The organism is Virgibacillus sp. NKC19-3 (genome assembly GCF_019837165.1).
Classification (GTDB): domain Bacteria; phylum Bacillota; class Bacilli; order Bacillales; family Amphibacillaceae; genus Virgibacillus_L; species Virgibacillus_L saliphilus.
In genome coordinates this window covers 869,400-885,581 of record NZ_JAGYHC010000001.1, presented here as the reverse complement: position 1 = coordinate 885,581, position 16,182 = coordinate 869,400, and the positions used below count along the sequence as shown (strand labels likewise).

General features: G+C 36.3%; 19 protein-coding genes and 2 pseudogenes. All 21 read right to left on the bottom strand.

From position 1 onward, the window contains the following. Positions 1-148: 148 nt before the first annotated feature. The 21 genes and pseudogenes from srtD to KFZ56_RS04405 all read right to left on the bottom strand — a co-directional run bounded on the left by srtD (position 149) and on the right by KFZ56_RS04405 (position 16,156). Complete coding sequence (gene srtD, locus KFZ56_RS04505; protein WP_255584835.1) at positions 149-763, bottom strand: class D sortase, LPxTATN-specific; 615 nt, start codon at positions 761-763, stop codon at positions 149-151. Positions 764-1,385: 622 nt separating this feature from the next. Beyond that, positions 1,386-2,111, bottom strand: coding sequence for a hypothetical protein (locus KFZ56_RS04500; RefSeq protein WP_222640531.1), 726 nt, complete (start codon positions 2,109-2,111; stop codon positions 1,386-1,388). A gap of 128 nt (positions 2,112-2,239) precedes the next feature. Then, positions 2,240-2,769 (bottom strand): annotated as a pseudogene (locus KFZ56_RS04495) (IS3 family transposase); the annotation flags it as partial. Positions 2,770-2,923: 154 nt separating this feature from the next. After that, a complete protein-coding gene (locus KFZ56_RS04490; RefSeq protein ID WP_222640530.1) occupies positions 2,924-4,027 on the bottom strand; it encodes a hypothetical protein in 1,104 nt (367 codons plus the stop codon). 12 nt (positions 4,028-4,039) lie between these two features. After that, positions 4,040-4,609, bottom strand: coding sequence for a hypothetical protein (locus KFZ56_RS04485; protein WP_222640529.1), 570 nt, complete (start codon positions 4,607-4,609; stop codon positions 4,040-4,042). Positions 4,610-5,202: 593 nt separating this feature from the next. Further along, positions 5,203-6,024: a hypothetical protein gene (locus tag KFZ56_RS04480; RefSeq protein WP_222640527.1), complete on the bottom strand. Its 822-nt coding sequence runs from the start codon at positions 6,022-6,024 to the stop codon at positions 5,203-5,205. Positions 6,025-6,099: 75 nt separating this feature from the next. After that, positions 6,100-6,957, bottom strand: coding sequence for a hypothetical protein (locus tag KFZ56_RS04475; RefSeq protein WP_222640524.1), 858 nt, complete (start codon positions 6,955-6,957; stop codon positions 6,100-6,102). Positions 6,958-7,109: 152 nt separating this feature from the next. Next, complete coding sequence (locus KFZ56_RS04470) at positions 7,110-7,406, bottom strand: hypothetical protein (protein WP_222640521.1); 297 nt, start codon at positions 7,404-7,406, stop codon at positions 7,110-7,112. 72 nt (positions 7,407-7,478) lie between these two features. After that, the gene (locus KFZ56_RS04465) at positions 7,479-7,790 is read right to left on the bottom strand and encodes a hypothetical protein (protein WP_222640519.1); all 312 of its coding nucleotides are present in this window, start codon (positions 7,788-7,790) and stop codon (positions 7,479-7,481) included. A gap of 74 nt (positions 7,791-7,864) precedes the next feature. Further along, positions 7,865-8,029 (bottom strand): annotated as a pseudogene (locus KFZ56_RS04460) (DUF4176 domain-containing protein); the annotation flags it as partial. Between the two features lie 121 nt (positions 8,030-8,150). After that, on the bottom strand, positions 8,151-8,858 hold the full coding sequence (locus KFZ56_RS04455; protein ID WP_222640517.1) for a DUF443 family protein: 708 nt from the start codon (positions 8,856-8,858) through the stop codon (positions 8,151-8,153). 155 nt (positions 8,859-9,013) lie between these two features. Next, complete coding sequence (locus tag KFZ56_RS19985; RefSeq protein ID WP_222640515.1) at positions 9,014-9,157, bottom strand: DUF4176 domain-containing protein; 144 nt, start codon at positions 9,155-9,157, stop codon at positions 9,014-9,016. A gap of 142 nt (positions 9,158-9,299) precedes the next feature. Further along, on the bottom strand, positions 9,300-10,610 hold the full coding sequence (locus KFZ56_RS04445; RefSeq protein WP_222640513.1) for a DUF5068 domain-containing protein: 1,311 nt from the start codon (positions 10,608-10,610) through the stop codon (positions 9,300-9,302). Between the two features lie 146 nt (positions 10,611-10,756). Then, positions 10,757-10,966 carry a hypothetical protein gene (locus KFZ56_RS04440; RefSeq protein ID WP_222640511.1) on the bottom strand — a complete coding sequence of 70 codons (210 nt, stop codon included), beginning with the start codon at positions 10,964-10,966 and terminating at the stop codon, positions 10,757-10,759. Between the two features lie 13 nt (positions 10,967-10,979). Next, complete coding sequence (locus tag KFZ56_RS04435) at positions 10,980-11,657, bottom strand: hypothetical protein (protein ID WP_222640508.1); 678 nt, start codon at positions 11,655-11,657, stop codon at positions 10,980-10,982. Beyond that, positions 11,654-12,046: a TadE/TadG family type IV pilus assembly protein gene (locus KFZ56_RS04430; RefSeq protein ID WP_222640507.1), complete on the bottom strand. Its 393-nt coding sequence runs from the start codon at positions 12,044-12,046 to the stop codon at positions 11,654-11,656. Before KFZ56_RS04430 ends, KFZ56_RS04435 begins: the two co-directional genes overlap by 4 nt. A gap of 112 nt (positions 12,047-12,158) precedes the next feature. After that, positions 12,159-12,317, bottom strand: a complete 159-nt coding sequence (locus tag KFZ56_RS04425; protein ID WP_222640505.1) for a hypothetical protein — start codon at positions 12,315-12,317, stop codon at positions 12,159-12,161. 143 nt (positions 12,318-12,460) lie between these two features. Further along, positions 12,461-12,670: a hypothetical protein gene (locus KFZ56_RS04420; RefSeq protein ID WP_222640504.1), complete on the bottom strand. Its 210-nt coding sequence runs from the start codon at positions 12,668-12,670 to the stop codon at positions 12,461-12,463. Positions 12,671-13,043: 373 nt separating this feature from the next. Beyond that, on the bottom strand, positions 13,044-13,760 hold the full coding sequence (locus KFZ56_RS04415; protein WP_222640503.1) for a hypothetical protein: 717 nt from the start codon (positions 13,758-13,760) through the stop codon (positions 13,044-13,046). Positions 13,761-13,809: 49 nt separating this feature from the next. After that, on the bottom strand, positions 13,810-14,637 hold the full coding sequence (locus tag KFZ56_RS04410; RefSeq protein WP_222640502.1) for a hypothetical protein: 828 nt from the start codon (positions 14,635-14,637) through the stop codon (positions 13,810-13,812). A 61-nt stretch (positions 14,638-14,698) separates the two neighbouring features. Further along, positions 14,699-16,156 carry a hypothetical protein gene (locus KFZ56_RS04405; RefSeq protein WP_222640501.1) on the bottom strand — a complete coding sequence of 486 codons (1,458 nt, stop codon included), beginning with the start codon at positions 16,154-16,156 and terminating at the stop codon, positions 14,699-14,701. Between the last annotated feature and the right edge of the window lie 26 nt (positions 16,157-16,182).

Sequence of the window (16,182 nt, the reverse complement as noted above, 5' to 3'; positions counted from 1 at the left end):
CTTTTCCAATTTTTTGGGGGCTGGACAATCATACGCTGTGGTTCGCTGTAAATGGAATGTTCTTCAATAGTCGACACCCTTAGTCATTCGTCTAGCACACAGTACATTAGAGCGGTTTGCTATAGAGAATGCATTCCACCCCGTCCATTTACTCAACAAGCGTAGCTTCCACAATATAACGATCGGGTGCATAGCCGATGTAATCAAAGGGATAACATGTTGTCAGCGTCAATGTTGGCTCCTCTTTTTCGACAATAACTGTCCGATCCTCGGCATCGGTAATCCATGTTTTATTGATTTCATATTCGAACGTCTCTCCATCGTAATGAACTTCCAGTGTATCACCTTCGCCTAGTTCGTCTAGACCAGTAAAGACAGTGTCACGATGACCGGATAATACCGTATGGCCACCTTCACGATTGGGAACCGTCGTCCATTCGCCTACATACATCCCCACGCCTTGATCAAGAGTAGCCTCATCTGCTCCCCAATACGTTGTAAAACGTTTATCCATCGCCGGAATATCTAGGGTTGCTACCTCTGAACCTGTTTCTATATCATAATTGAGCGTTGATGGGTCAACTGTCATTTCACTTTTTTCCGGAATATTCTTTTCAGTTATATCAACAGCTGCTGCTTCTGCCTTTTCAGATTTCTCTGGTATTTGCTGAACCGACTGTGTGGACTGAAAATAATTCCAACCATTGTAAGCAACCATAATGAAACCAACCACAAATAAGAGCAACGATAGTTTACGAATCATTGTTTTTTCCTCCTTAAACCTGAGAAAAGCAAGGATAAATCGCCTGCCTTAAAGGCTAACTGACACTTGCGCAAACCGTGCGCACAAAATGCCATAATATCTTAATCGAGTGATAGCTACAAGAATAATTCATTATTTCCAAAACATCGTTATCTAATGTAACTACCACGTTTAATATACCATATTCGTTCATAACTAAGCAAAATTTTCTGTATGTTAAAAGAAGGTAAAGGGGCTTTCAGCCTCAATCCTTTAATTGTCAGATAGTAAAGTGTTGGAGATTAGTTCAACAACTATCCATAATCACTCATTCGCCAATTGGTTACATGAATATGCCCTCTGCTGACTTTTGATACTTTCCATTGTGGTTCATATAGACGTTAGCTTACTGCTCTTTTACCCTTTAAACGTCACACTAGTATTGCCTACTGGTGTAACACTGGCAAACAATACAAAAACAAAAATAATATGCACCATGTACCTCTCCGTTGATAAGTTGTCACTACCTTCCATCATCTCACTCCAGCACTTTTAAACTTTTCTTAAAATTTTTTGAAGTTTTGTTACCAATTGTTTTCTTCCATAAATAATAAGCATTTATTTCCATCTTTTAGTAAGACTATTATTTTATCTCCATTCCTTGTTTCTTAAGTTTGTTCTTTTCCTTGTTGGAGTATGGATGATAATTGACGTAGTCCATATTCGCTCTTATAAAAAAGTACCGATGTAAAAACTTTGATGCTATATACATAAAAAGAATGACAAAAAAGTATATAACAACTGTAGCAAAAACATGTTTTAATACAGTGGTTTCCTGCATACTTTGTCCCAATATATATCCTATTGCAGGGGAAGCAGTTAACAGCCCCATATATTTTGACTGGTTACTACGTTTCCGTTCCCTCGTCGGGTCACCCGCATATTTATTGATTTGGTATCTTACATAGATATACATCAACACAATTGACGCCACATTCATAATGATATAATAAAATAGCGAAGTGATCTGAAGAGTATAGTACGACATCCCCTGGATTAAAATAAACAGGGAAATGGCACCGAATGATCCCCACATCCCCATAAATAAAACCATCTCAAACTGTGTAGAGTACGGATCTTTTATGAGCAGCCGGATTGCCCATAAATGAAGGATAAGAATAAAAGGCGAGACAATCCATAAAAATTCCAATTTATATATACTTAATAATGCTAACAGTAAAGGTACGTCGTATATAATAAGGACCATTACTACTACAGAGGATTTAACATCCTCTACAGAGATAAATCCTAGCTGTTCCTTCACATGTTGAGCTAAATCCTGATGTCTTGTTTTAGGGTTTATTTTCATATTTCCTCCAGCGTTTCTTTAGAATAACATATTCATATATCCCTTATTTAAATTTATTTCCTACTGTTTTCATACCACTCTTTGACGCCATTAATAATTGGAGTGTCAACACTAAACTGGACAATTTTTCAAGAGTACATCAACTTGTATTCAGCTGGTATTAAATAATCAAGTGATCCATGAATTCGAATATTATTAAACCAATTCACATAATCGAAAAGTTCAAGGTCAAGTGCTTGTTGGCAAAGAAAATTGATGCCGTTCACAAATTCTGTCTTAATGGTCTTAAACATTCTTCGGCGACGGCGTTATCATAAGATACAAGGCCCTGTTCCCTCATGATTCAGCCAATCCGTCTACGGGACATCGTCCAACCAAGTTTTTCAAGTTCTTTTTTTATTTTTCTTTGACCGTAAATGCTGCGACTTTCTTTGAAGATATTCACAACCAATGCTGTCAGTTCATCATCGTTATTTTCCCGGTCTTTTGCTTCATAGTAATACGTACTTCGTGGAATTTGCAGGACGTCGCACATTGCTGATACCAAGTATTTGTAGCGTTATTTCGAATCACATCTACTTTCGTCTCATGATCAGCGCGGCTTGCTTTAAACATTCTCCATTGCGAGTTTTTGATTTTCCTTTCGAATCCTGATTAAGCGTAACCTATCCAACTATTTTCTAGTTGGGAACCCATGTTGATAAGTCACATTACCCTCTTTTCCACATGCAAAAAGAAGGAGGAGACATATAACTACAAGTATTAATGTTGTAACTTGGCGCAATATATCCATTACTCCTGCCTCCTCTATTTTACTGCAACCTCAAATCTACTAAATAATAAGCTGGGTTACCTTTGTCTTCCTGCAAATCGACAATCACATTAGTTGAACCTGCTGTTCCCACAAAAGCACTATCAAATTGAAGGCTTAAGATAATAAAGTCTTCATCAAAATATGCTATTTTTGCTATCCCTATGCCAACTGAATCGAAATCAAGTTCATCAGCTATCTCGTCATAGTTCAATTCAAATTCAGCATAATTCTGTTTAGTTCCTTCAATATAATCTTCTACTTTTTGAATTTTTTGCGTACCTTCAGTTAGCGGTTCCACTTCTCCATTCAAATAAACGTATTTGTAATCCTCGCTAAAAGTATCGTCTACTTTTGTTCTAAATGGTTGATGTGTTTTTGTATCAACCACCTGATAGTCAATAACGCTTAGGGACTCATTTACTTTTTCTAATAACGAATAATAAGGCACTAACTCCTCTTGCTCAATAGCGTTATCAAGTGCTGTATCTTGGAAAACGTCCATTTTCGATAAATCATGTAGAGCAAAGAAGTAATAAAGCTCACCTGTAGTTTCATTTTCCAACTCTAAAATAAATCCTTCTTCGTTTGTCCGATATATATTCATTAGCAATTCTTCGTCTATATCTTTCTCCAAATTATCAGATATGGAGAAGCTCGTTTCATTCTGGCTTGTTTTTATTGATAAAACATTTCCTTCTTCCAAAGTCACATCAGGTAACCGTTCGTCTTCTTGATGATTTATTGTTTCCTGAAGGTTCTCTTTCCCATTAAATAATTCGTGAAGAACATGTGCATGATCTTCTGTAGAAAATATCCGATTCGCATATTGATTGAATTCTGATGACGTATATTGAAAATAATTTATTGTATTTTCATTTTCATTCATGTTCCTAATAGCATACGTAAAAGTGTCTCCTTCTTCAAATAGAAAAATAGATCCATAACCTAAAATATGATCTTGTAAGAATTCAGTTAGCGCCGGATTATTTTCAGATGGAAGTCCTTGTTGATAATTCACTTTATCCTCTTTTCCACACGCAGTAAGAAGGAGAAGACATATGATAACAAGGATTAATTTTGTAACTTGGCGCAACATCTTCATCACTCCCGCTTCCTACGTTTGCAGCAATTTTAAATCCACCAAATAATAGGTTGGATTGTCTTTGTCTTCTTGCAAATCAATAATCACATTTGTTGAACCCGCTGACCCTGTAATTGCACCTTTATATTTCAAGTGCAAAACAATAAAGTCTTCATTAAAATACACAATCTTTGAACGTCCAATTCCAACTGAATCTATACCTAGTTCATCTGCTATTTCATCATAATTCAATTGGAATTCCGCATAAGTTTGTTCAGTTCCTTCAATATAATCTTCCACTTTTTGAATTCGTTGTATTCCTTCTGCTAATGGGGAATCATCTCCGCCTAAATAAATATAATTACTGTCCTCACTCAAAAGGTGTTCTTTTTCTACTCCCCTGACTTGATGCTTTACTGTGTCAATGATTTTCCGGTCTATCATGCTGAGCGTACCGTTAATCTTCTTTAATATTGGGTAATAAAGAATAAGTTCTTCTTCCTCAATTGCATCTCCAAGTTCTGCATATGGAACAATAGCCATTTCCGATAAATCCTGTAATGCAAAAACATAATAATAATCTGCTGTTTCCTCTTTTTCCAAACCTATAATAAACCCTTCTTCATTTTGTTTTTGTGCAGTTTCAAAGATTGAAGCTTCGTTGTTAAATTATTGTTGCATAATCAAATCTAACGTCTCTAGTAATCGAGAGCGATCTTGTTTTCGTGTAGCTTTTGGGTTAATCGTGAATAGCGAAAAACCAGTTACTCGATTCATACATAATCTCACTTTATTATGAAAGGACAATTGAGCAAAATAATCACCTTCGTCATATAAAACAATCTCGAAGATCCTTTGGAAGGAAACTTCAGATACCTTTATGTATTCAATATCCGTATAATAAATGGCTACTTCACTTTTCGTAGATGAATCTAATTGAAGATATTCATCCGTTATCGCGATATAAGGATAACCCGGATAACTTTCAATATATTCGCAATGGTAAAGAAACTAAATAAAACAATAATAAACAATGCCAAAGCGATAAGTAGTATAGCTTTTTCTATATAGGCAATATACATTATTAAGGTGCCAAAAACAACCAGTAATAATGAAAAAATGAATCCGAGAAAAAGCTTCCCTTTTGAATGATAAAACTCTATTTTATTTTCTATCAAATTAAAAACACTTTACAATTAGAAATACTTTTTTCCATACCACTCGCTCTTATCTATTCCAAATTTAAGTCTGAATTCTTCTGTGTATTTATTAAGATAATAACTTCGGATAACGACATTATTAAGATACAGAAATAATAAAAATATCAAACAAACAAATAATGGCGCGAAATCGATCAACGCTCCCATCAAACGGGTTTCCATATCTCCTGCAGAAGGAAATATAGTCTTGACAAGGAAATACAGACCGCCGATAGCAGCCAAAACGCTTAGAACACTTTTCCTGTTTCTGCTGAACCATTCTACGATGGCACTTCTTTTCTTTTTCTCCCCAAACACCATTTCTTTTGCGTTTTTGTAACTTCGAATAAAAACATAAGTGATACACAAGCTAAATAAAACAGTATATACCATGCGCAATGGAAAAAAATAAACAAATAACTGTGCCACCTTAAAAGTCCATAATAAAAATGGAAGTAAATACATTGTAAGAAATGTGTTATAAATAAAAAACGCTTTCACATTATTTTTCTTCCTATAATATCCTCCACCAAATATAGTAATTAAAATTAAAATACCCGGTATGATCGCAAACCAAATGTTTGATAAGAAGGGAATATATTCATTATTCATATCAAGCACAATTGTTCCAGTATCCATATTGTTTCCCATAAATATACCAAAACCATATATTGCATAGAAGACGCCAAGACCAAACGATAGAGCTAAAAAAGCTTTTCCAAAAGAAAATTTCTCTATTGTATCAATTGAATTTTTTGCAAAGCTTTCACTAACTGCGTCTTCCACTTGGGAGAAAGAGCCTAAGAATATATTTCTCATGTAACATTTCCTTTCCTCAGTAAACTGTATTTATTTATTATTCGTATCTCTCATTCAGTCCTGTTTTCATAAAAACTACATCTCTTGATTTTTTAAATGGGTATGATCCTTATCTTTATGCTTTTTCCCGTACCATTCGCTCTTGTCTACTCCGAATTTTATTCTGAAGTCTTCGGAGTATTTATTAAGGTAGTAGCTTCTAATAACGACACTATTAAGATACAAAAATCCTAGGATAGCTAGACAGGCAGATAGCGGAACAAAATCGATCAGCCCTCCCATTAAACGAGTTTCCAAGTCTCCCGTTGCAGGAAAAATAACCTTGCCAAGATAATACAGACTACCAACGGCTGCCAACACACTTAATACACTTTTCTTATTTCTGCTGAACCATTCTACGATGGTACTTCTTTTCTTTTTCTCCCCAAACACCAATTCTTTCGCGTTCTGGTAACTCCGAACAAAAACATAAACGAGACAGAAGATAAATAAAACAGTATACACCATACGCAATGGAAAAGAATAAACGATTAATTGTGTAAACTTAAAATATAAGAACATAATCAGGAGTACAAAAACTGTAAAAGAAGTATTATAAATAATAAACCCTTTTACATTGTTTTTCTTCCTATAATATAAGCCTCCAAATAAAGTAATTACCATTAGTGTACTTTGTAAGATTGGATACCAAATGTTTGATAAAAATGGGACGAACTCATTATTCGTATCAAGCACAATTGTTCCGGTATCCAAATTGCCTCCCATCCATATACTCACTCCATATAAAGCTGAGAAACCTCCCATAAAAAATATGATAAATATAATCGATTTTCCAAAAGAAAACCTCTCTATGGTATCAATTGAATTTTTTGCAAAGCTTTCACTAATTGCGTCTTCCACTTGGGAAAAAGAGCCTGAGAATATATTTCTCATGTAACCTTTCCTTTCTTTTTTGCATAATGTTTATTGCTTTAGTCATTCATAAAGATTAAGCTTTGTTCCAGATATTCATCCTACAAAAGACATTATACCGTCTTGTAATTAATCCAAACCAGACTGTACCCCATTTCCAATAGATTCAGCTACTAATCCTGGTCGTCAAATCGCTTGAAAAAATTAGTTGTAAGTGCAGCTAGTGATGCCATATCCGTAAATCTTGAATACCAATCATTTCCAAACACAGTTTGTAAAGCACTCACAAGTTCTCCATTTTCCTCCACAAGTTGTTCTTTATCCTTTTGTTGCAAACCTTTAAATGCTGCTTCCTCGCTTTGTATATCTTTTAGGTTATCCAACTGACTGTAGAATTCTGCTTCATCAATCTCACCGTTTTTCAAGTCAGTATATAGTTGATTTAATATTTCTTGTGACGGTTCATCCATATTTTTAATAGCATCATCCTTAACTTCCTTGACTTTTTCAATCTGTTTCTCTTTCTTGGCTTGATTATATTCCTACAAATTCACTAACTCATTGCTTGGAGGTGCTCCTTCACAATCCGCAAACCGCGCCTGTCCCTCACTTATTTGTGCATTTTTCATTGCTGTCTCTATCTGGCCCATGGTTGCTCCAATATCTGTTTCAACGCCTTTACTAGTGAAAGAAGTCAAATCTTCATAAAGTTCATTTACGTCTTCTTGGACGTCTTGTAAATAATTGCTTCGAATGACGGCCGTTTCACTAACATCCACACCTGATCGGAACGCTTCCTTCTTTAGCAGAAAATTTGTAACAAAAGAAGCATACGGATAATATGCTTCTTTCATAATTATTTTACAATGACTTATGCCATTAGCCCTGTAACAGTTCCTTTTTTTATGTTTGGCTTTTCTTTCTGCTGTCAGTCTTTGAAAAGCTTTTGGAAACGCTCCTCTTCTTCTTCATCCTTAAACCCTTCAAAAACCACTTCATCTATGTTTTCTTCGTTAAAATAGAATACTTCTTGAGGATTCAATCCTTGGGGATAAAAACAACTAGAATAGTCATACCATACCCCTTCAATTTCTTCCTCCTCCGTTCGGCAACATCATATGCCTTCTTTAGTCCAACATTTAATGGCAAAATAAAATAATTCATCTTAACACGATATTAGCTTTAAATCAGATATACGTTTGGATTCATACTGATTAATCATTTTTTTGTTTTTCCAGAAATTTTACAGTTGTCATTTCTTCTTCTACGGGGAACAGGCTACATGCAAATACAAGAAAGAGAAAAAGCGATCCTCCAAACAACAAAAAAATATTTTGTATGGAAATATAACCTATATAAGTAAATATTGAAAAACTTAACATAATCATATATATAAAAAACACTTTAACAACATGTCCGAATGATTTGGGATGAAGTCGTATTTTATACCGCGGTAACGACGCAAGCTGGACAATTTTGTGCAATTTTTTTTCATACCTTTGATAAAGAGAGTGAAATAAAAGCACAACTGAAAACAGAGATATTACTAAAAGTGCCACACTCAACCAAAGAGGCATGGAAAATTCGAGATAATCTAATACAGGTCCAATTAGTGGAACCAATAAATACCCTATTGCTCCATACGCTGCATTTGCTGAAAATCCTGCTTTTTCCTTAGGTGGAGCCTGCAACTGTTTGACGATTTCTTCATCATCCACTTTATAAATACGATGTGAGAAAATCCATGAAAAAAATGGAGTAATTATTCTCCAAAACGAGCTCCCCATATCTATGATATAGTGACTGTCACCGACATGTAATAGCCGGTATCGCGGATTTTTTACTAAACTTCTTATTTTAGTTTTCATGCTGCCACCCCTTTGTACTGTCTTAAAATCATCAGGCAAATGGGTTAATGGCATCTAGACCACCGGAAATAGCATCCCCAGCCCAATCAAGCCCATCTTGAATAGGAAAGGAATGTTTTTTCACCCTTTGCCAATATTTATCTCTCTAATAAAGTCCTTTTTAACCAGAATTGTTGATATTTTTATGCTAATAGCGTTTTAATCATCGGTTAAAAAATTCGGATAATGATATCTTTCATTCTTCCTTTATGCTTTTCTCTAAATAATTCTTCTTGTTCGTCCTTATAACCTTCGAAGTAAATCTCCTCAATATTTTCCCTATTAAAAGAGTGAACGTGTTCTTTCGCTACCATTTGCTCATTGATAGTCTACTATATAGATTATTCCAGTAAACAAAGACAGCTATTTCTTGACAATCACTTGTATTTATATGGAAAAAGCCGAGCAAATTACTGCTCGGCCATTTTCCATAATTAGAGGAAATCTTACTATCTATTATTCCGGCAAAGTAAACGTTGCCTCTTTTCCTTTGGATATATCTTGTGCTTCCTGATCTTTCATTGGGCCGACCTCAACTTCAAACGCTTTATCTTTCCAGATTTTCTCATATTGTTCTTGATCTAACACATATACTTGTAATAATTCACCTGATTCCCCAGAATCAATCATATCGTCATTACGGTAATTAAGTAACATGCCTTCATTTATCATATATTGTGATCCATCATTCACCGTTAACGTAGACATGATGGAACTATGGCCTACTTCGGATGCATTTTCATTATCAATAGCAAATTTTACAGTTAACAGAACAACCCCTTCACTAAAGTCTTCGAAGCGTGGCGCCTCTTCTTCATTTGGTTCGAACTCCGTGAATTGGTAACCATCTAATGTAACGGTAATATCGCCCAGTTCTTCGCTTTCATCTATCCCATCTTTTTCTTTCAACATTGTTTTATCGCCCATATTGTCTGCTGTAACTTTGTCTTCGTAGAAGTTTTGACCATCCTTTTCCTCTTTTTCATCGGAACTATCCTGATCAAGGGTAAATTCAAATCGTCCATCCTCACCAAATGTACTGGAAAAGTCGTCCGGATCTTGCTGCGGTTGTGGAACTTCAACATCGACCGTTCCTTTATCCATGACATCATCTAAACGATCTTGGCCAAACGGGTATGTATAATAGCCAGTTACCTCATCCCCGGCATCAATCATATAGTCATCGTCTGGAGATAACATGACGGGAAGTTGTTCATCTTCTGGCAATAACTCCCTGTAATTATTTATCATTTTTTCTGCTCCATCGTACGTCATATCGAAAGTGGGCATATACGAAACATCGTCATCTGTATCATTTTTCACCGTATACTTGGCAATAATAACGCCGCCATCCGTTTGATCATCAAAGGGAATTTCATAGTTGGTATGAAAATCTGTTAATTCAACTAGTGTGTAACCATCTAAAGATACATTCACACCTTCCATATCATGTTCTTGTGATTCATCATTTTCATACATAACTTTGGTAGTACCTTCTGTTTCATCCTCCATATATGTAATTAACGCTTCAAAATCACTGTCACCTTCCGAATCTTCAGCTTCCTCTTCTTCATCGCCTACTTCCATTTCTTCTTCGGTTTCTTCCGGCTCCTCTGATTCCTCATCTTCTTCCGTTTCATCCTCATTTTCTTCAGCAGCCGGTTCTGCATCTGCCTCCGCTTCTTCTGCATCTTCACTACCACAACCACTAATCACTACTGCAGTTAAAAATAATGTAGCAAGTAGTAGTGTTAATTTCTTCGCCATCATCCTAAACCTCCAATTTACATAATTAATACAATAATACTACAAATAACCGTGAAAACGAAACACTGTAGGAAATATTTACATGTTCATTTTATAATTCTATGGTCCAATTGCGGTAATTATTAGCTATCAAACAACTTAAACGCCTAAATGGGTTCCTTTCCTTCTTTTTCCCTGACCTGATTCAAGTGGTTCTTTCTCATCACTGGAAGAGCAACCCCTACTACTACAGCAGTTAACGGAAAGCCACCATCCGTGAACAACCACTCATAGACTGTAATTGGTGTGAAAATACCATAGATAAAAATCATAAGGGCTCCGTATAATTTTCTTAATTTTTTCTCTGACTTAAACATACAATCCCTCCACTTAATTTAGTTGAACTGTATTACTCGTATTCCATACATCTTCCAGAAAATCAATTTCCGGACCCGCTGATTCCTGATAAATATTTTCACTTATTCCGGCCATCATGCCATCATAGGAAGTAGATTCGAATTCATTAGCCGCTTTTACATGAATTCTATTATTTTCTATCGTCAACTCGGCTCCATCTAACTGACCACCATTTTGGACAATGGCTTCTCTTGCTTTATTAATGACTTGTGATTCAATATCTGCTTCTTCGAGCAATTCATTCAGCTTTTCTCTTATAACCGGCGTATCAATTTCTTCTTTTAAGACAAGATCGAAAGCTTCCAATTCGATTTCATTTGTGGACCAATCGCTGTATGTAAAGCTTCCGGATAAATCGCTAACCTTGTCATCCACTTTTTCCTCAATATCTTCAAAAAAGGCTTGCAATTTTCCTTCTAGCGTATCATCCTCATAATCAAAAACAATCTTCCTGACTTCTTCATAAAAGACACTACTAGCTGCCATGCTTGCCTGATTGGCTGTTGTCCCGGACTTCTCCTTTACAGCTAATCCCATCCCCATGTTTAGAACAAAAACAAAAAGTATCATAATAATGCTAAGCATTCCGAGTACGAATAGAATGATATTTCCATCTTCATTATGAAAACGCGCCTTTAGTTTCTTAATCATTCAATCACCCTGCCATAAGCTGTTGTGGAGTAGGGAATAGAAGGCGCTGAGATAGAATCAGGTAGAAATACCATATTAAGATTTACGCTAACCGTAGTCTCAAATTCCTTCGCACCTGCTGCGGGTGTAGTAATTTCATTCATTTGCAGATAATCTCCTGTAGAAGATAGTATGTTATTCGCAGCCTGCTGTGCTTCTTCCGGACTTTTCGTAATCGAATATACATTGGCATATTCATTTGCTGCAGATTGTGTGACCAACACGCCATTTATGCCCACAATAAATTGAATCAGAATCATCAATAGTATGAGTGCCAAGGGGACTATGCCTAAGAATTCGATCGTCGCCGAACCTTCTTCATTTTTAAATTTGCTTTTCCATTTTTTCATTGCGTTACACGCTCCCGCTTTTTGTAAATCCCGCGCTTTCTTCCTCTCCCGCCATTAGGAATAATAGAATTTAAGAAGAAAAGGAGATTATAAATTCCAGTGGATACTACGCTTATTCTCCATTCAACTCCACATTATGCTCTTCAGCCATTTTCACTAATCGTTCATCAGCTATTTGAGCTTTTTCTGCTGTTTCCATAAATTTTTCATCCGATTGTTGGACAAGCTCGTTTATTTCTTCTTCATCCGCCATTTCTGCAGCCTTCTCCATTGCCTCATACCTAAGTTCAAACCCTTCATTCTATGCATTCATCATTTTGAAATTCAAAATGAAATCGTACTTCAAGCCATTTTTATGTTTTACCAGTACTGGATAGTACTCTTTCTCTTTTATTCATTACAGCTCCCTTACCTTCAAACAGCGTCTTTTCCTTCTTTCTCCCGGATTGAATTCAAATGATTCTTTCTCATTAAAGGAAGTCCTACCCCGACAACTACGGCTGTGATTGGGAATCCTCCCGTCCCTGCCAGCCACTCAATTACAGTTACCGGCACAAAAACAACGTATATAAAAATCATTAAAATCAAATAAAATCTTCTCCAGCGTTTTTCAGAATTAGACACATTCTCCACTTCCTTCAAAATGTTAGTTATCCTTTTTCTAGTTCAAGGTTATGTTCATCTGTCAAATCTCCCATTTTCTTATCGGTCTATTATGTTGTTCTCCTGCTTACACATTTTTCATCAGCCTCTATAATCGTTTCGTTCGTTTCTTCTTCACTAATGGATTGGTCAACCATTTTCTCCAGTACATCTAATTTCATTTAAAAAGCTTCGTACATGTTTCGAGAGTATGGATTTCAGTTAATTTACTTGTCCACATTACCGTCATAATTGTTATGATAGTCACACTAGTCCTTCTGCCTCTGCAAAAACACAAACTGTAGGCAACAGTATTAAGGCAAAAACAAACATTTTTAATTTCCATTGGCCTGTTTTAATTCAATTTTTCATCTACTTTGACTTCCAGTATTTCTAATGCTTCACGCCACTTAAGAATAAATGATGTCATAAGCATGATAATAAAAGGATAAATAATAATATTAAGCGTCATCTGAGTAATTATCTGTGCAGCGAAAGAAGAAGTTATATTAAATAATTGATAGGTAACAAAAATACCGAATAAAAACTCAACTAAGCCCGCGAGCATAACAATTAACATAATCTTAAAGAACTTTTTCTTGCCTATTCGAAAACCTTCTTTAAAAGACTTCCAAACTGATTTTTCATCGAAAATACTGATATAAGGGATCGGAAAAACTAAAGCAAGGGAAATCAAACCTGGTAACACCAAAAACATGAATCCTATGGTGGTGATCACAGAAACGATACATGCAAATATAAATACTGTAAAGCCGTTAACTAAAAAATGATATATTGAGTTCCGCAAACTATTATCAATCCCTTTATACTCGCTATATATAAAACGTATATAAGGAGTTTGCGCGTAAAGATATAATATGAGTGTTATAAGCCCATAGTAAATGTCTGCAAAAGAATAAACTGCTGAATAACTTGGTGTAATCGCATATATGTAGTTGGTCAAAAATGAATGCACCATCAATAATGGTAAAGTTGTTGTCACCATTAGAATCAATACTTTTTCAAATTTGCCTGTGTAAATTTCCCATGTATATTTAAAAGGCTTTTCCATGGTATTCTCCTCGTCATCTTTTTCATAATTAATGTGAAGCTCATATAGACTATTTTGGATATCTTAATAATCTTCTGGTTTCCGAGTTTGTTTCTGATAAGTTTTTATAAAAATCCTCTTTTGCCCTTTCAATATGCTCTTCTTTAGTCAATTCATCCATGTTCGTTTGAAACTTAACACTTTCTATATTTTTAAGCTGCTCCTTTTCACCTTTTGAAAATTCAGCAAGATAAGTTTTAACAGCTGTAGTTATATGTTTTTTTATTTCCGGATTATTAAGTTCTTTTATATAATTAAATTTGGGGATGTACTCATAGATCGCTACAATTTGCTGGTATTGAAGAAAGTCTAGTTCGCCAAGATAGTTGACTGTCTCATCAATATTTCGTCTCGTGACGTTTTCGTCATATCCATCATGGTATTTCTGATTTTTTTGTTGGAAATCATTATAAATTTCAACGACTCGTTTTTGCATACTCAAAATTAAATTGATTCTTTCAAGACAATAATCAAAAACTTCCCTGATTTCCAACATTAAGTGGTTTCCTTCTTCATTTAAAACACTCAGCAAAAATTTTTGCATGGTTGTAAAAGCATCCATATTGGCGCTTGCCTTGTCACCACCATGAGTCAAAATCAATGTCGCTGCCTGAGAATATTCCAATAATGCATCAAATGCTTCTAAATACTTGTCTTTTCCAGCTTCTGAGGTTGGACAAACTACAGCGCAATCAGTGATTTTTTTCCATTTATAAAAATTGATAAAAAAATAATCTTGACCATCAATCCGGAATGAGCCTGGGTTAATAGTAAAAGTCTCAAAAAGCTTTTTATATTTTTTGGCTTCCTTTGCGACAAGGGGATCATCATACCTCATATACAATTCCCTCTTTCTTAGAAATTATGGATTAACAGAAATGGGCTATAGCCCATTTCTGTTAACTAAATATGCCGGTTACAGCGTCCCAGCCTTTTTTAGCAATATTTTTTGTACCTTCCCATGCTTTTTTGCCTGTATCTTTAATTGAATTCCAATTTTTGGCAACATATTGGGTAGCTTTCGAAGCTCCCCAGAGTACTGCGCCTCCAGCCACCATGACGCCTCCAGCCACTCTTGCTCCTGGTATTGGAACTGCAGAAGTAACAGTACCAGCACTCATTAACGTGTTGCCTGCACTTTCTCCCACATCAGCTGCTGCGGCCGTTTTTTCAGCTCCACTGGCGTTACTATTCATCACCTCAGAAGCATTTTGCCAGTTATTATAAGTTTCATATCCTGAATAGGCAGTGCCTACAGCTGCGGTGGCTACATTAAACTTGGACAAAGCTTTTTCCATCCCTCCAGGCGCAGAGGGCTTTGGTGGGTTTTTCGACTGTGAACTATTGGATAAGTCTCTGCCCCCAGCTGTTGAAGTTTGCCTAAAATCTTTCGCATCTTTAATTTGGTTATATCCCTGGATACCATCCTTAGCATTGACAACTGCGTCAGCTGAATCTGTAATTCTTTCGTCCACCCCAGCTAATTTCATGCCATTGACAAACATGTTTCCATACACGTCTCTTGCGGCAGAACCCAAACCAGAGTCTGTTCTTCCAACATCTTGGAAACGTTGATGTTTTAAACCCGCCTCTACAAAAGAAGCGGTGCCACCCATTACGTCAAACGTGACATAATTCATTACATCTAATGCGCTAGGGTCAGTTTCATTTCCATCGGCGCCATTACTATCTCCTTGGCCATCTGTTCCATTGCCAAGTGTCCCATTTCCATTAACCCCATTTTGTAGCCAAGGATTAGCTGCATATGGGCTTCCGGAATATGGGTCCCCTGCATATGGACTTCCTTCATACCCCGGCTGTGTCCACGGATTTCCTACATATGGACTCCCTTCATAGCCCGGCTGTGTCCACGGATTTCCTACATATGGGCTCCCTTCATAGCCTGGCTGTGTCCATGGATTTCCGGCATATGGGCTTCCCTCATAGCCTGGCTGTGTCCACGGATTTCCGGCATATGGACTCCCTTCATAGCCTGGTTGCGTCCACGGATTTCCGGCATATGGACTCCCTTCATAGCCTGGTTGCGTCCACGGATTTCCCTGAAAACCTGATTGTGACCATCCTTCTAAATACCAGGGAACGCCACTCCATTCGTTGCCATTCCAAGTTGATCCTTCGTTTGTTTCCTGTCCTTCCCATGAATTACCTTCCCAAGGGGTTCCTTCCCATTGAAGACTTGAGCCATCCCATGAATTTCCAGTCCACGGGCTTCCCTCCCATGAATTACCTTCCCAGGAGTTACCCGTCCATGATTCTACCGCATAAGAAACAGGCTCAATTACGGGGAAAAATGTTAAGAAAACAATGGCAAGAGAAACAAATATACTTTTAATCAATCTTCCAATCTTTATCACCCCGTCGT

What these genes read in the sequence shown, in the direction of transcription:
- KFZ56_RS04430 (WP_222640507.1), bottom strand. Translation starts at nt 12,046, where the DNA reads ATGAAAAAATGGAAAAGCAAATTTAAAAATGAAGAAGGTTCGGCGACG.
- srtD (WP_255584835.1), bottom strand. Translation starts at nt 763, where the DNA reads ATGATTCGTAAACTATCGTTGCTCTTATTTGTGGTTGGTTTCATTATG.
- KFZ56_RS04475 (WP_222640524.1), bottom strand. Translation starts at nt 6,957, where the DNA reads ATGAGAAATATATTCTCAGGCTCTTTTTCCCAAGTGGAAGACGCAATT.
- KFZ56_RS04465 (WP_222640519.1), bottom strand. Translation starts at nt 7,790, where the DNA reads ATGAAAGAAGCATATTATCCGTATGCTTCTTTTGTTACAAATTTTCTG.
- KFZ56_RS04445 (WP_222640513.1), bottom strand. Translation starts at nt 10,610, where the DNA reads ATGGCGAAGAAATTAACACTACTACTTGCTACATTATTTTTAACTGCA.
- KFZ56_RS04455 (WP_222640517.1), bottom strand. Translation starts at nt 8,858, where the DNA reads ATGCCATTAACCCATTTGCCTGATGATTTTAAGACAGTACAAAGGGGT.
- KFZ56_RS04440 (WP_222640511.1), bottom strand. Translation starts at nt 10,966, where the DNA reads ATGTTTAAGTCAGAGAAAAAATTAAGAAAATTATACGGAGCCCTTATG.
- KFZ56_RS04500 (WP_222640531.1), bottom strand. Translation starts at nt 2,111, where the DNA reads ATGAAAATAAACCCTAAAACAAGACATCAGGATTTAGCTCAACATGTG.
- KFZ56_RS04425 (WP_222640505.1), bottom strand. Translation starts at nt 12,317, where the DNA reads ATGGAGAAGGCTGCAGAAATGGCGGATGAAGAAGAAATAAACGAGCTT.
- KFZ56_RS04480 (WP_222640527.1), bottom strand. Translation starts at nt 6,024, where the DNA reads ATGAGAAATATATTCTTAGGCTCTTTCTCCCAAGTGGAAGACGCAGTT.
- KFZ56_RS04410 (WP_222640502.1), bottom strand. Translation starts at nt 14,637, where the DNA reads ATGAGGTATGATGATCCCCTTGTCGCAAAGGAAGCCAAAAAATATAAA.
- KFZ56_RS19985 (WP_222640515.1), bottom strand. Translation starts at nt 9,157, where the DNA reads ATGGTAGCGAAAGAACACGTTCACTCTTTTAATAGGGAAAATATTGAG.
- KFZ56_RS04415 (WP_222640503.1), bottom strand. Translation starts at nt 13,760, where the DNA reads ATGGAAAAGCCTTTTAAATATACATGGGAAATTTACACAGGCAAATTT.
- KFZ56_RS04490 (WP_222640530.1), bottom strand. Translation starts at nt 4,027, where the DNA reads ATGAAGATGTTGCGCCAAGTTACAAAATTAATCCTTGTTATCATATGT.
- KFZ56_RS04435 (WP_222640508.1), bottom strand. Translation starts at nt 11,657, where the DNA reads ATGATTAAGAAACTAAAGGCGCGTTTTCATAATGAAGATGGAAATATC.
- KFZ56_RS04470 (WP_222640521.1), bottom strand. Translation starts at nt 7,406, where the DNA reads ATGGATGAACCGTCACAAGAAATATTAAATCAACTATATACTGACTTG.